Raw genomic sequence first — 15000 nt, 5'->3', positions numbered from 1 at the left:
TCAATCATGAAAAAACTCAATCAAGGGTTAATCATAACTGTTATCACTTTACTACTTTTTAACAGTTGTGCCTCATCAAAAGACATACAATATTTTCAGAATGTGGAAGATGGTGTTTTAAAAGATTCTACATCTGCATTTGGAGCCAAAATACAAAGCGGAGATCTTTTAACGATAAACGTATCCACCATTAATGCCGAAGCCGCTTTGCCATTTAACCTTTATGAAACACCAATGCTACAGGGTGCTGCGGCTAGTGCAAAACCAATTCCTCATTTAGTTGATGATGATGGAGTTATTAATTTCCCGGTGTTAGGAAAACTTAAAGTTGCAGGACTCACAACTAAACAACTGACTAAAAAATTAGAAGTTGACTTGGTAGAATATATAACGAACCCTACAATAAACATTCGCTTTGATAACTTTAGAGTATCGGTTTTAGGTGAGGTAGCCAAACCAGGATCTTACCAGGTGCTTAATGAGCGTATTTCTGTTATAGAAGCTATAGGTTTAGCAGGAGATCTTACTATTTACGGACAACGAGATAACGTATTATTAGTAAGAATTGAAAATGGAGAAAAAACATTTACCTCCTTGGATTTAACCAAGAAAGAAATATTTAATTCCCCATACTATAACTTAAAACAAAACGATATTATTTATATCTCACCAAATAAGACTAGAGTAAACTCATCTGCAGTTGGGCCGAACACGGGCGTTATTATTTCTTCAGCCTCTTTACTTATAACTGTTTTAGCTTTAATCTTAAAATAACATAAATATGTCTAACAAAGAGAAATTTCAAGATTATATGCTTACTGAAGACGAAAGTATTAATATTCGTCAGCAAATTGAAAAATATGTATTTCATTGGAAATGGTTTGCATTAGGCTTATTTCTTGCCATGATGGGAGCCTATTTATATTTACGTTACACACCAAACTCTTATGAGGTTTCGGCAACAATTTTAATTGACGATGAAGCTAATGGAGGTCTAAATAATGAATTAGCAGCTTTTGAAGAATTAGGTATTGGAAACAGTAAAAAGAATATAGAAAATGAAATGGGAATTTTAAAGTCTAGAAGTTTAATGACCCGTGTTGTTAAAAAACTAGACCTAAATATTTCTTACTTTAAAGAGGGAAGTGTTAGAGACACCGAAATCTACAAAGATGAACTTCCTTTTAAAACAACTTTTTTTGTAAAAGACTCCAGTTTTTTTGAACGCAATACATCATTCATAATAAAAATTATATCTGACACAAACTTTGAATTATCACACTCGAAAAAAGAAAAAGGAACATCTTATGCTTATGGCAAAAATGTAAAAACCGCTTATGGCGACATTATTATTACCCCTGTAAACATAACATCACAAGATTATAATGCTGTTTATATTGTTAAAACTGCACCTTTAAAATCGGTTGCTAAAAGTTATAGAAATAGTATTAACGTAAGTTTATTATATAAAAAAGCGAGCATTTTAGAATTGAAATTAAAAAGCCCTGTAAAGTTAAAAGCAGAACGTATTTTAAATGAACTCATACGTGAGTATAATAAAGACGCCATAGAGTACAAAAGTTTAATTGGTAATAATACCGATGCCTTTATAAACGAAAGGCTAGAACTTATTGAAGACGATCTTAAAAAGGTTGATAAAACAGCAGAGCATTTTAAAACGACTAATAAACTAACCGATATCTCATTGGAAACCGGTATTGTGCTAGAAACAAACTCGGTTGTTGAAAAAGAAATTATAGACCTAAGCACCCAATTGAAACTCGTGGACTATGTAATTGCCCACATGCAATCGGGATCGAAAAACTTAATACCAGAAAATTTAGGTATTAATTCTAGTGATGTAACTTCTAGTAGCACCCAGTACAACACCATACTTTTAGAACGTAATAGAATAGCACAGAGCTCTGGTAAAAACAACCCCGTGCTTTTAAATTTAGATGCGCAACTATCGCAGTTAAGCGGCAGTATTGCTCAGGGATTATCTAATTTAAAACGTAGCCTAACTATTTCTTTAGGACAAGCCAAATCTCAAGAACGCTCTATTGACAGCAAAATAACCTCAGCACCAAGAAAAGAACGCGAGTTTAGAGACATACAGCGCCAGCAGCAAATTATAGAAACCCTCTATTTGTTTTTATTAGAAAAGCGAGAAGAAAATGCGATTTCTCTTGCAGTAACAGTACCGAATGCCAAACTTATTGATGCAGCGGACGGCAGTGATATACCGGTTGGCCCAAAACGAAAAATGATTTATGCTATTGCGCTAATGCTAGGCCTTCTTATTCCTTTTGTTTTTATTTACGTCCTATTTTTATTAGACAATAAAGTACATAATCAAGAAGATTTAGAAGCGTTACTAAAAACACCTATTATAGGGAATATCCCAAAGACTTTAGATGGCAATAAAATTTTAACCAAATCGGATCGCGGTAACGTGGCTGAAGCTTTTAGAATGTTAAGAACCAACATGAACTTTATGCTTGGTAATTTAAAAGAGCAATCTAAAGCCATTTATATTACCTCAACTGTTCCTGGTGAAGGGAAAACTTTTGTTGCTATTAATTTAGCAACCGTGTTGGCCATGTCTAACAAAAAAGTACTGCTTATTGGTGCGGATGTGCGCAAACCTAAGGTGGCTGAATATCTAGACATGACGGAAGCATCTACTGGCTTAACGGTGTTTTTAGCAGATAAAAGCATACAAATTAACCAAATTATTGAAACCGCTAAAAACGGTGATTTTGATGTAATACAATCTGGAATGGTACCACCAAACCCATCGGAATTATTAATAAATGGACGATTTGATGAGGTGCTTAATTATGGTAAAGCACATTATGACTATGTTATTGTGGATACCGCTCCGGTAAACATGGTGACTGACACCTTACAGATTGCATCGAGAGCCGATTTATTTATCTATTTAGTTCGTGCGAATTATTTAGATAGCCGACTTTTAGAAATTCCTAAAAAACTATATCACGAGAAAAGAATACCAAATATGACGGTTGTAATAAACGGAACTGATGTGAAGAAAGGTTACGGCTATGGTAACGGTTATGGTTATGGTTATGGCTACGGACATGAAGAAGAGAACAAGTCTTGGTTGAAAAAGTTAACCAACCGAAACTAGAAAAGTATACGGCTCTGTTTTAGAACCAACACTGATATTACTCTAATAAAAAAACCGATGAAGCTAGACTTCATCGGTTTTTTCTTTTTATAAACTACTGAATATGATATGATTGATTCTTTTTAACCCTTTTTAACTTCGCTAAACACTTTATGAATTACTAACGCTTAAGAGCAAAATAACCTCGTAATTCTTTATTTTCATTATTTTCATCTTTATAATGCGCTACAAACCAATAACTCCCATCAGGGAGTGACGTACCTCGGTATGTACCATCCCATCCATTTTGACTCGGTTTTATTTGTTTTAATAGCGCGCCATGGCGATTATAAATAAATACCACTGCTTCTGGATGCGTTTCTAAACATTTAATATTCCAAAACTCATGATAGCCATCGCCATTAGGCGTGAAGAATTTAGGATAAAAAATAAGATCTACCACCTCTCTAACTTCAGCAGCACAGCTATAAACATCACGAACCCCAACATCATGTTGATTACAACGGGAAACATTTTCGAAAACAGCCTCACTTTGCCAAACACCTTCATCCAATTGATATTCATAAAACCCACTACCTCCAGTAACATGCATTTCAATAGTTCGACTTTCGCTAAAACTATCAGGTAAAATTACAGTTTTGAGTGATAAAGCTTCAGTTGAATAAATATCAATACGTCTAGATACTGAATGCGCACACTGACCAACGTCAGGTGTAAAAGTATAAACGGTTGGCGTTTTATTATTTAATTCGGGCAACCATGAACCTACAATGCCTTCAATAGATGTTGTGGGTAATGGAGACAGCTGTTCACCTTCACATATACCTGCAGGAATATTAAAAGTAGGGATTAATACATTTACTATTACGGTTGTTGGCGCTGCACATTGACCGGGATCTGGATAAAATGTATATTCTGTAGTTTTTGTGTTATCGGGTTCTGGAGACCATGCTCCTGTAATTCCTTCGAGCGAAGTACTTGGTAGTACAAGAGATTCGCCTTCACAAACATTGGGTATTGGATTAAAACGAGGTACTATACTATTCCCTGCAATAGTTACATTAATAAATTCTTTAAAAGTCTCTCCGCACAAATCGGTAATACTAACAGTATATCTAGTATCAACTGTAGGTGACAACATTGGGTTAGCACTATTAGGATCACTTACACTAGCGCTTGGCTCCCAAGAATAGGTAATACCATTGTGAATACTAACATCTTTTAAAATAGACTCTCCTAAACAAATGGTTTCATCACTTGCAATAAAATCTTCTATAAATGACACTCGATTTAGGCAAACTTCTTGGCGATTATGCTTTGCTCCTGTTGCTCCTACAAATCCAAAATATACAGCATTATCATTATTAAAAATACTACTTTTAAAATCTTGTGTTTTGGAGAGTCTAAGTTGGCAATCGAAATACACATTTAAGGTCTTGGTTGTAGCAATCCACTCTACCTTAACGTCATGCAGAAGGTCATCCTCAATATTTACGCCACCATCAACCAACGGATTGACAGGCCCTGATAAATTTGTAGCAAGCGTATGGTATGAAGATCCATTTGACATCAGTGCTATATGATCGAAAGAAGGATCTTCTCTACTTGGATTATTATGAGTATCGAATTCAATAATTAAAGAAGATGGAATTCCCTCGTAACCTAACCCTCCACCCGAACCTCCAATAACAATATCAGGTGTCAATTTAAAAACAAGCGCCATCCCATCAGCACCATCATTATCGTTTCCAAAGTAATTTTGGTAAGCAATGGTAAAATCATTTGAAAAATCGATAGGATAATCAAACCAAACGCCTCCAACTTGGCCATCTATATCTGGCGTAATTTGAAAACAATTATTACCTAAATCTGAAGCACTCTCAATAGTAGTCGCCTTTAACTGCGCCATAGCAAAATGACCACAACACATAACAAGGGCAAACAGGAAAACTTTTTTTATGGAGCTGCTTAAAAAAGCCATTCTTGAAGATTTAATAACTAAGCGAAATATACAAGTTTTACAATAGAACCACTCTTATTTTCTTACAAAATCGGTGATTATTATCGTTAATTTAATATTAAAAGCTGTTGTATTTTAATTAATAACAAATTGATAAAAACACAGCCTAAAAACTCAAAATATCGCAACTAAAAAAGCCTTATTAAAAAAACGAGATATAGCCTGAGTTCACTTAGCATCAATTCACTAAAAACTAAGGCACTATTAACAAAATAGCAAAAGCCATCTTTTATTCCGCATAGGTTATTTAAGTAAACTTAATACCCTAAATCCAGCAATTCTTTTTCGCTATAAACACCACCTGATTTTGGTTTTACATCTCGCAATGCTTTTATTTGCTCAACGTCTATTCCTTTTGATCCTTCGGAAAAGGTACTATGTAAATAGCTAATAATATTTTTAATATCACGATCGGTAAACGCAGGGTTATTAGCAAGTCCGGGCATTGTTCCGTTTAATTCATACAATGTTCCATTAACATGTACAGGTCCTGCCAAACCATGCAACAATACCAATGCCAACCTTTTAGTTGAGCCTCTTACATATTCTGAATTTTCTAATGGCGGTGCTAAACCATCAACACCTTCACCATTAAACCCATGGCAAGTAGCACAGAAGTTTCTAAATATTTTATATCCAAACGTGTTAGACATCGCTGGCTTAACCTCCGTATTTTTCGTCTTATTACTTTGCTTGTTTAAAATGGTTTTATCTAAAACAACACTTAACACGTTTTCAGAAACCATACTTTTTTCTTCATCTAAAAATATTTTGTACGCTTCCTCTACACCTCTTAAACTACTAATAAGACTCTGCTGATAGATAATATTTTCGGCATATCGATTTGAAAGTTCAAAAAGAATTGGAAATACCTGCCCCGTTGAAACTTGTGCCCAACCGCCTAAAGTGCTTAAAATATACAAATCTAATTCAGCATCATCCCTTTTAACTAACCCCGCTATTAGCGGCAGTACGGAAACCAAATTACTTTCACTGGCATAATTTTCCAACAACACTAATGTATGATTTAGAACTTCCGTCTCACTTTCCGAAGATAAAAGCACTTCCAATGTTTTAAAATCAAGTTGCCCCAAACCGTTTAAAGTATGCAAAGCATGTATTTGAGCGATAGCATTTTGTGTATCTAAAGCTACATGTTCCAAAAGCGAAACTGCCTTATTATCACCTTTAAAAACTAATAATTGTTGCGCCCTATCGCGTAACCAACCATTTTTACTACCTAGTAAACCTACCAATTCTGAAGTTGATAATTTTTCAACATTAATAATATCCTTCGGTGAGTTTTCATTTTTTACCACACGTAATATACGCCCCATACCAACAATGGTATCTAAAGCTTTTTTGGCGTATTGATTTTTTAAATAAGCGGTTAAAAACACTTTATCCTGAAGAATACCACGATGCATATCCACGATATACATATTACCATCAGGACCATTATTCAAATTTACCGGACGAAAACCTTCATCTGTGGAGGCCAAAAATTCGGTTTCAGCAATGGCTTGTGTAGCGCTTACTATTTCATCTTCAAAAGTTAAAATATTTCGTTTTACCACATTGGCTTCGGGCGCACAAACAAAGGCATTTTCTCTATATTGAGCACCAAAATTATTACCTGTGTAAATTAAAGGACCGCATGCGGATGTGACATTAACCAATAAACTATCCTTATCTAAAACACCATTTACATAGCCTCGGTTAACTGAAGTGGGATGCAACGGATACACGCGTTGATCTACTGTTAACCTCTTGTTTAAAGCTGCTCCACCTTTAAAATACGGATTTTTATCGGTAACATTTGGCAACACATAGTCTCCCATTAATTGCACCGAATTGGTATTATAGTACAACCTACCAAAATTATCTTTTGTGATACCCCACTGCCCCCTAAAAGCAGTTTGTTCTTTTTTCCATTTTCCGTTTTTTCGTTGGTATCTGTATTTAGATTTTGCATTATAAATCCAATTATCTAAATGCATCATTAAACCATTTGGCTGATGTTCTACATTACCTCCATAGGCGTAAGCAGAATCGACTAAAACTCTATTAAGAGGCTTATCATCTTCAATATCCACAAACCAAAGATTTGGTGGTTCTGCATACAATAAACCGCCATAAACATGAGAAATAGCGCGTGGTAATACCAAACTGTCTAAAAATATTTTGGAATGATCGGCAACCCCATCATGGTCTAAATCTTCCATTATAGAAATTACACCATTGGGCATTTCATCACCAATGCCTTTTAAATTTCGCATATACCCCTTCATCTCAACAACCCACATACGCCCTTGATTATCATAATCCATAGCCACTGGCGCTTCAATAAAAGGCTCTGAAACAGCGACTTCTAAATGAAACCCATCTTCTATTTGATAGGAGTCTAGTGAGATTTCAGGTTCCTCATACGATACTTTTTTACAGCCAATAATAAAAATTAATAGAATGAGATTTAATACTAAAGTTTTACTTGAAGCGATTTGAGTTATAAAGGAACGCGTTTGAAATGCCATTAATTATTAGTTTTCAGGGAGTTTTAAAGTACATTTTTATGCCCTTTATGTTGTTTTTATAATCATAAAATTACAACAATTTTGAAAAGTAGAAAACTAGTAAAATCATAAAGGTTTCAGAAATTTCAATTATTCAAAAGAAACTTGAATAAACTAAAAAAACCTCTTGATTTCTCAAAAGGTTTTTAGTCGGGGTGGCAGGATTCGAACCTGCGGCCTCCACGTCCCAAACGTGGCGCGATAACCGGGCTACGCTACACCCCGAATATGATTATCTCTAACCGGGTGCAAATATACATTTTTCTATAATATAGACACTATTTTTTTTAGTAATTTTAAAAAAAATTAACTTTAGTTTACTAAGCAGTCAAACAACACCTGTTTTTCATGCTTAAACCAAATCAACTGCATATAGCTAAACCCTACAATGAAAACTTATAAATCTTTTATTTTCAACAAAATAACCATCATTGTAATTTTATTTTTCAGCTATACCTCTGGAAATGCGCAGCAAATCATCACCGGGCGAATTCTTGAAAAAGAAAATGGTACAGCACTTCAAAACGTCACCATTACAGATCATGAAAACAAAATAGTTTCAACTTCTAATCATTTAGGATATTTTAAAGTGCCAAATTCTGGTGTATACCGATTTACAAAAACAGGATATCAGGCACAGTCAGAAAATTTAAAATCCAATAACGTTATAATTCAACTGGAATTAAATCCTGATCGATTAAACGAAGTGATTGTGAACGCCTATCAATTGCCTTTAGAACTAAAAAAAGCGAATACCACCATCGATATTATTTCATCTAAAGATTTAGAGCGCAGTAATACCACCTCACCTATTCAAGTACTGAATCGCGTTCCAGGAGTTTTTATGCAATCGGGCGCATTAAACACAAATAAGATTTCCATACGCGGTATTGGTTCTCGAAATTTATATGGCACATCTAAAATACGTGCTTATTTTCAAGACATTCCGTTAACGTCTGGTAATGGAGAAACTACCATTGAAGATTTTGAACTCAGTGCTTTATCCCGATTTGAAATTATAAAAGGTGCCGGTTCTAGCATTTATGGCGCTGGGTTGGGTGGCACCATACATTTAACGCCAGAGCACGCTTACCTCAATCAAACTTCAGCGGAAACAGATATCACAATAGGTTCTTTTGGTTTAGTAAAAAGTGTTTTAAACTTAAATCATGGAACGGATAAAAACAGCTATAAACTAATCTACAGCAACACGGAAAGCGATGGTTACCGCGATAATAATGCATACAACAGGCAAACATTCACGATAAACACCAATCATTATTTAAGCAACAAAGATGACCTATCTATTATAGCCAGTTATGTGGACTTGAACGCTTTTATCCCGAGTTCCTTAAATGAAGATGCGTATAATAACAATCCGAAATCTGCCGCCTTTACATGGGCACAAGCCCAAGGTTATGAAGATGCACAACGTGGTATATTTGGAGCATCATGGAATCACCAATATCACGACAACCTAAAACAAACTACCAGTATTTTTACATCATTAAAAAAAGCTTACGAACCAAGACCTTTTGATATTCTTACCGAAAACACATCGGCTTACGGATTAAGAAGTCGTTTTTTAGGACGATGGAAAAAATTTAATTACACACTAGGTGGCGAATTCTTTAAGGACCGCTACATATCCAAAAACTACGAAAATTTATATCAAGAAGCTCCCGAAGGATCCGGCAGTGTTGAAGGCGATAAATTTTCCGATTTCAAAGAAAACAGAACCTATTACAATCTCTTTTTTGAAAGCAACTATCAAGCTTCAGAAAAAACAATGCTGTCTTTTGGGTTAAACCTAAACAAGACCGCATACACTTTATCAGACCGTTTTATTTCAGATGAAAATCCCGACCAATCTGGCGACTATAGTTTTAAAGCCATACTGTCTCCTAAATTTGGAATATCACACCAATTATCAAAACACATCAGTTTATACTCTAATATTAGCCATGGTTTTTCTCCACCTTCAACTCAAGAAACCTTGCTTCCCGATGGTTTAATAAATACGGATATAAAACCAGAAACAGGTTGGAATTTCGAACTAGGAACACGAAGTGCTTTTTATAATAATCGCTTACAATTTAACCTCGCTTTATACAGATTAGATGTGCGAAACCTTTTAGTCGCTAGACGAACGGGTAACGACCAATTTATTGGTGTTAATGCAGGCCGAACGCTACACAATGGATTAGAAACCGTAATAAAATATCAATGGCTAACATCTAAAAAAATATCGCTACACCAATACATCACGTACTCCTTAAACCATTTTGAATTTAAAGATTTTGAAGATGATGGAAATAATTTTTCGGGTAATAAACTAACTGGTGTGCCATCTAACCTATTAAACACAGGTTTAGATTTAGATACTGCGTTCGGTCTTTATGCCACCGTAAATTACCAATATGTAGGGCGCATACCAATAACAGATGCCAACACACTATTTTCCGATCGCTACAGTTTAACGAACATAAAACTGGGTTTTAAGCACAACCTAAATAACAACCTAAATTTGAATATCTATTTTGGCTTGGATAATGTTTTTAATACGCATTATGCCTCGCAAATACTTATTAATGCCACAGGTTTTGGTGGTGCTGCGCCAAGATATTATTATCCAGGGCAACCATTAAATTATTACACTGGAGTTAACTTAAGTTATAAGTTTTAACTAAATTTATAAAAAAAACGAAAAAATGAAACAATTTCACATACTATACACCATACTCGCGCTTTCCTTAAGTGCTTGTGCGCAACAAAGCGAATCTAAAATAAAGGCCGAACCGCCTGTGGCTTTAAATTACACTACAGAAGTTGTTGTTCCCGATTTAAATATTCCTTGGGGCATGGTTTTTCTACCAGATAGTAGCATGCTAATTACAGAAAAAGCAGGTGAACTTATTCATTTTAAAAACGGAACAAAAACAAATATTTCAGGCTTACCAGAAGTGTATCTTCGTGGTCAAGGTGGTTTATTAGATATTGAAATTCATCCCGATTATGCACACAATGGTTGGATTTATATAACATACGCTTCCGCGGAAGGTGAAGGCGATGGTGGTAATACCGCCCTTATGCGTGGCAAATTAAAAAATAACGCCTTTGTTGAAAAACAACTGTTATATAAAGCCGGACCAAACACGAAAAAAGGACAACATTTTGGTTCTAGAATTGAATTTGATAACGATGGTTACCTTTATTTCTCTATTGGTGAGCGTGGTAATCGTGACGAAAACCCTCAAGATATTACACGCGACTGCGGTAAAATATACCGACTTAACGACGACGGTAGTATACCTACAGACAATCCGTTTGTAAACACACCAAATGCTAAAACAGCCATTTATAGCTACGGACATCGCAATCCACAAGGCATGGCAATCCATCCGGAAACTGGAGCCATTTGGGTTAATGAACATGGACCAAAAGGTGGCGATGAAATTAATATTATAACAAAAGGCAAAAATTACGGTTGGCCCGTAATCTCGTATGGTGTAAATTATAGTGGTACTGCTTTAACAGAAATCACAGAAAAAGAAGGTATGGAACAGCCTCTATTTTATTGGGTGCCTTCTATCGCGCCAAGTGGTATGGCCTTTGTAACTTCAGATAAATATCCAGATTGGAAAAATAATATATTAGTTGGTTCTCTAAAATTTCAATATTTAGAGCGTTTAGTGCTCGAGAACAACAAAGTTGTAAAACGCGAAGAATTGTTTAAAGATATTGGCCGTGTACGTAACGTTATTCAAGGACCAGATGGTTATATTTATTTAGCCGCAGAAGGCACTGGCATTGTTAAAATTATTCCGAATAAATAAAATTTAAATTATGAAATTAATTGCATGTTGCTTTTTAATTTGCTGTTCGCTATACAGCATAATTCCGACTAAACCGAATTATACACAAACCGACCCACTAAAAGAAAGTATTGTTCGTGGTCGTGAAATCTATAACGATTTTTGCATGTCTTGCCATTTACCTAGCGGAAAAGGTGTAGAAAAAGTGTATCCGCCATTGGCAAAATCTGATTATTTACAATCAGAACGTATTGCGAGTATAAAAGCTATAAAATTTGGACTCACAGGACGCATTGTTGTAAACGATAAAATATACAACGGCACCATGATGCCATTAGGTTTAAGTGATGATGAGGTGGCCGATGTTATGAATTACATTACCAATGCTTGGGGCAATAAAAACGACAAAATAATTACGGAAGACGAAGTTGCAAAAATTAAAAAATAAAGATTACTTAAACCTTTACAATTAATTAACTTTGCAAAAAAACAAAAACACATGCTAATTATAGGAATTGCAGGCGGTACAGGCTGCGGAAAAACAACGGTTGTTAATCAAATTCTACACGAATTGCCAGAGGGTGAAGTGGGTATCATCTCGCAAGATTCTTATTATAACGACAACTCACACTTATCTTACAACGAGCGTGGTAATATAAATTTCGATCATCCAAGATCTATCGATTTCGATTTATTAGCAACACATTTAAAAGCATTAAAAAAGGGAAAAAACATACACCAACCCGTGTATTCTTTTGTAAAACATAATAGAACGGGCGATACTATTTTAACACACCCGAGAAAAGTAATGATTGTTGAAGGTATATTAATACTAACAAACCCGGAGCTTCGTGATATGTTTGATATTAAAATATTTGTACATGCCGATACCGACGAGCGTTTAATTAGACGTTTAAAACGTGACATTAGCGAGCGTGGCCGTGATATAAATGAGGTTTTAACGCGTTACCAAACTACGCTAAAACCCATGCACGATCAATTTATCGAGCCTATGAAAGAGTATGCAGATATTATTATACCAAACAATAAATACAATACGGTTGCAGTAAATATTGTGCGTACTATTATTAACGACAGACTCTAAATGGCAAAATTCAATAAAAATACAAGTAAATATTTAAAACCTTTCAAAAATTGGTTTATCTTGATATTTACTGGTTTCCTGATTTGGATGATTTTTTTCGATGCGAACTCTTGGGTTATTCATCACGAATTAAACTCGGATATTGAAGCTCTAGAAAATGAAAAAGAATATTATCAACGAGAAATTGAAAACGATAATAAAGCCATTAAAAAGTTAAGTTCGGAAGATGGCTTAGAGAAATTTGCTCGAGAAGAATACTTCATGAAACGAGAAAATGAAGACATTTACATTATTGAATATGAAGATAGCTTAAAAGTAAAACAAGATGATTAAAGGTTTGTTTGATGGTTTCGATTCGGTTTCAACTAAACAGTGGAAACAAAAAATTCAGTTCGATTTAAATGGAGCTGATTTTAACGATACCCTTATCTGGAACTCAAACGAAGATATTGCCGTAAAACCATTTTATAACGCAGACGACTTAAAAAAGCAAACACCTTCAACCTCTAATATTTCCCCTTGGAGAATTGGGCAAACCATATTTGTTGCCCATACTGAAAAATCGAATTTAAAAGCTGTAGATGCCATTAAACGCGGAGCAGAACATATTCATTTCATTATTCCTTCCGAAGAAAATATTTCAATAGAACATTTAATTAAAAACATTGATACCGATAGTATTTCTATTCATTTAGAATTACAATTTTTATCAGTAGGTTTCATAAAAAGTATACACACCCTTCCGGGGAAAAAGAACATTAGTATTGCCGTTGATATTATCGGGAACCTTTCAAAAACAGGGAATTGGTTTAATAACCTAACCGATGATTTCTCGAAGTTTGAAACCAGTTTTCAGTCTTCTCAATCCATTAGCATCAATACTAGTCTGTATCAAAATGCAGGCGCAAATATGGTTCAGCAATTGGCCTACACCCTAGCCCATGCCAATGAATATCTCAATCATTTAAAACTAAACCCAGAGTCTTCAGCATCTATTCAAACGATGTTCACAGTTTCGGTAGGTTCTAATTACTTCTTCGAGATTGCAAAACTGAAAGCGCTTAGAATACTTTGGAGCACGTTAGCTTCAGAATACCAAATTAACACCGATTGCTATATTAGTGCAGTTCCAACAAAACGCAATAAAACACTATACGATTACAACACCAATATGCTGCGCACAACCACCGAGTGTATGAGTGCGATTTTAGGTGGCGCAAATAATGTATGTAATTTACCTTACGACGCCATTTACCATAAAGACAACGAGTTTGGCGAACGTATTGCCAGAAACCAACTGCTTATTTTAAAGCATGAAAGCGCTTTTGACAAAGTAAATAATGCTGCCGATGGTGCGTATTACATAGAATCGCTAACCGAGCAATTAGCAGAAAAAGCATTAGAATTATTTAAAGATATTGAACGTAATGGCGGATTCTTAAATCAGTTAAAGTCAGGCACCATTCAACGTAAAATAAAAGAAAACGCAACCAAAGAACAAGAGCAATTTAATAGTGGTGAACGTATTTTATTAGGCACAAATAAACACAGTAACCCAAACGATAAAATGGCAGAACAATTGGAGATTTATCCTTTTGTAAAAATTAACAAAAGAAAAACTTTAATTGTTCCCATTATAGAAAAACGAATAGCAGAACAAATAGAACAAACCAGATTAAAAAATGAAAAACAAAATGAAATCGACAATTAACTTTATTTTATTTTTAGGAGCTTTAACTGTAGTGAGCTGTAAAAAAGAAAACACGTTTAACGATTACAAATTTTCAGAAAAAGGCAGCGTTATTACGTGCAATAACCAAAACACAGCCTTAATAAACGAAGCCTTATTTAGCTTTGAAGCCGATATTGCAGCATTTTATGCACAAAACGGACAAGAGAATGTACCTAATGCCTATGGGCAGTTTCTTAGAGCGGCAAGTATTAACCGTATTAAATACGAAGACATAGTTTCGCCACATACCGTAAAAGTTTTTGAAGCTTTAAAACATGTAAACGATCTTTGGGATGCTAACAACCCAGATAGTCATTTAAACTATAAAGGCGACTTACTAGAATGTATTTCGAGCAACCTAAAAGACAAAAAACTAAAAACAACTTATGATGCTCTAGTTGCCACTAATAGCATGAAACCAGAATTATTTGGAACGCCATTAGCTAGAAATTACAGAGCAGCAGCATCGGATAAAAATCTAGCAGCTTATATTGCTTTAGACTTATATTACGCTAAACTTTTTGGTATCGATTTATCGAATGTAAAAGAAAAAACTGTTGTTGAACAAAAAGTAGATTTTAATAAAAGACCAACAAAATAA

At 34.8% G+C, this 15000-nt stretch carries 11 protein-coding genes and 1 tRNA gene; 9 read left to right on the top strand and 3 right to left on the bottom strand.

Annotation, left to right across the window (positions count from 1 at the left end; all coding sequences use genetic code 11):
• The first annotated feature begins 6 nt into the window (after positions 1 to 6).
• A complete protein-coding gene (locus BM246_RS13090) occupies positions 7 to 774 on the top strand; it encodes a polysaccharide biosynthesis/export family protein (protein ID WP_074938489.1) in 768 nt (255 codons plus the stop codon).
• Positions 775 to 781: 7 nt separating this feature from the next.
• On the top strand, positions 782 to 3154 hold the full coding sequence (locus BM246_RS13085) for a GumC family protein (protein WP_074938487.1): 2373 nt from the start codon (positions 782 to 784) through the stop codon (positions 3152 to 3154).
• 160 nt (positions 3155 to 3314) lie between these two features.
• On the opposite strand, the gene BM246_RS13080 is transcribed toward BM246_RS13085, so the two are convergent.
• From BM246_RS13080 to BM246_RS13070, 3 genes are all read right to left on the bottom strand, one after another.
• Positions 3315 to 5135 carry a lectin-like domain-containing protein gene (locus BM246_RS13080; RefSeq protein WP_074938486.1) on the bottom strand — a complete coding sequence of 607 codons (1821 nt, stop codon included), beginning with the start codon at positions 5133 to 5135 and terminating at the stop codon, positions 3315 to 3317.
• Between the two features lie 296 nt (positions 5136 to 5431).
• Positions 5432 to 7708: a DUF7133 domain-containing protein gene (locus tag BM246_RS13075; RefSeq protein WP_074938485.1), complete on the bottom strand. Its 2277-nt coding sequence runs from the start codon at positions 7706 to 7708 to the stop codon at positions 5432 to 5434.
• A gap of 189 nt (positions 7709 to 7897) precedes the next feature.
• Positions 7898 to 7972: transfer RNA gene (locus tag BM246_RS13070), tRNA-Pro, on the bottom strand.
• 163 nt (positions 7973 to 8135) lie between these two features.
• On the opposite strand from BM246_RS13070, the gene BM246_RS13065 reads away from it, so the two are divergent.
• From BM246_RS13065 to BM246_RS13035, 7 genes are read left to right on the top strand one after another with little or no spacing between them, the layout of a single operon-like run.
• Positions 8136 to 10433 (top strand): TonB-dependent receptor domain-containing protein, encoded by a 2298-nt coding sequence (locus BM246_RS13065; RefSeq protein ID WP_139221893.1) that lies wholly within the window; start codon positions 8136 to 8138, stop codon positions 10431 to 10433.
• 25 nt (positions 10434 to 10458) lie between these two features.
• Positions 10459 to 11583, top strand: a complete 1125-nt coding sequence (locus BM246_RS13060) for a PQQ-dependent sugar dehydrogenase (protein WP_074938484.1) — start codon at positions 10459 to 10461, stop codon at positions 11581 to 11583.
• A 10-nt stretch (positions 11584 to 11593) separates the two neighbouring features.
• A complete protein-coding gene (locus BM246_RS13055; RefSeq protein WP_175489797.1) occupies positions 11594 to 12010 on the top strand; it encodes a c-type cytochrome in 417 nt (138 codons plus the stop codon).
• Positions 12011 to 12061: 51 nt separating this feature from the next.
• Positions 12062 to 12667, top strand: coding sequence for a uridine kinase (gene udk / locus BM246_RS13050; protein WP_042497892.1), 606 nt, complete (start codon positions 12062 to 12064; stop codon positions 12665 to 12667).
• The gene (locus tag BM246_RS13045) at positions 12668 to 13000 is read left to right on the top strand and encodes an FtsB family cell division protein (protein WP_042497887.1); all 333 of its coding nucleotides are present in this window, start codon (positions 12668 to 12670) and stop codon (positions 12998 to 13000) included. It begins immediately after the preceding gene.
• Complete coding sequence (locus BM246_RS13040) at positions 12993 to 14378, top strand: methylmalonyl-CoA mutase subunit beta (protein ID WP_074938481.1); 1386 nt, start codon at positions 12993 to 12995, stop codon at positions 14376 to 14378. Before BM246_RS13045 ends, BM246_RS13040 begins: the two co-directional genes overlap by 8 nt.
• Complete coding sequence (locus BM246_RS13035) at positions 14362 to 15000, top strand: hypothetical protein (protein ID WP_139221892.1); 639 nt, start codon at positions 14362 to 14364, stop codon at positions 14998 to 15000. The genes BM246_RS13040 and BM246_RS13035 overlap by 17 nt, the downstream gene beginning before the upstream one ends.

This window comes from Algibacter lectus, from assembly GCF_900112395.1.
In the GTDB taxonomy this organism is placed as follows: Bacteria; Bacteroidota; Bacteroidia; order Flavobacteriales; family Flavobacteriaceae; genus Algibacter; species Algibacter lectus.
This window is presented reverse-complemented; position numbering and strand designations above follow the sequence as displayed.

Bases quoted from the DNA above. Each gene is read 5' to 3' on its own strand.
- BM246_RS13045 (WP_042497887.1), top strand. From the start codon at position 12,668: ATGGCAAAATTCAATAAAAATACAAGTAAATATTTAAAACCTTTCAAA.
- BM246_RS13080 (WP_074938486.1), bottom strand. From the start codon at position 5,135: ATGGCTTTTTTAAGCAGCTCCATAAAAAAAGTTTTCCTGTTTGCCCTT.
- BM246_RS13090 (WP_074938489.1), top strand. From the start codon at position 7: ATGAAAAAACTCAATCAAGGGTTAATCATAACTGTTATCACTTTACTA.
- BM246_RS13055 (WP_175489797.1), top strand. From the start codon at position 11,594: ATGAAATTAATTGCATGTTGCTTTTTAATTTGCTGTTCGCTATACAGC.
- udk (WP_042497892.1), top strand. From the start codon at position 12,062: ATGCTAATTATAGGAATTGCAGGCGGTACAGGCTGCGGAAAAACAACG.
- BM246_RS13085 (WP_074938487.1), top strand. From the start codon at position 782: ATGTCTAACAAAGAGAAATTTCAAGATTATATGCTTACTGAAGACGAA.
- BM246_RS13040 (WP_074938481.1), top strand. From the start codon at position 12,993: ATGATTAAAGGTTTGTTTGATGGTTTCGATTCGGTTTCAACTAAACAG.
- BM246_RS13060 (WP_074938484.1), top strand. From the start codon at position 10,459: ATGAAACAATTTCACATACTATACACCATACTCGCGCTTTCCTTAAGT.
- BM246_RS13075 (WP_074938485.1), bottom strand. From the start codon at position 7,708: ATGGCATTTCAAACGCGTTCCTTTATAACTCAAATCGCTTCAAGTAAA.
- BM246_RS13065 (WP_139221893.1), top strand. From the start codon at position 8,136: ATGAAAACTTATAAATCTTTTATTTTCAACAAAATAACCATCATTGTA.
- BM246_RS13035 (WP_139221892.1), top strand. From the start codon at position 14,362: ATGAAATCGACAATTAACTTTATTTTATTTTTAGGAGCTTTAACTGTA.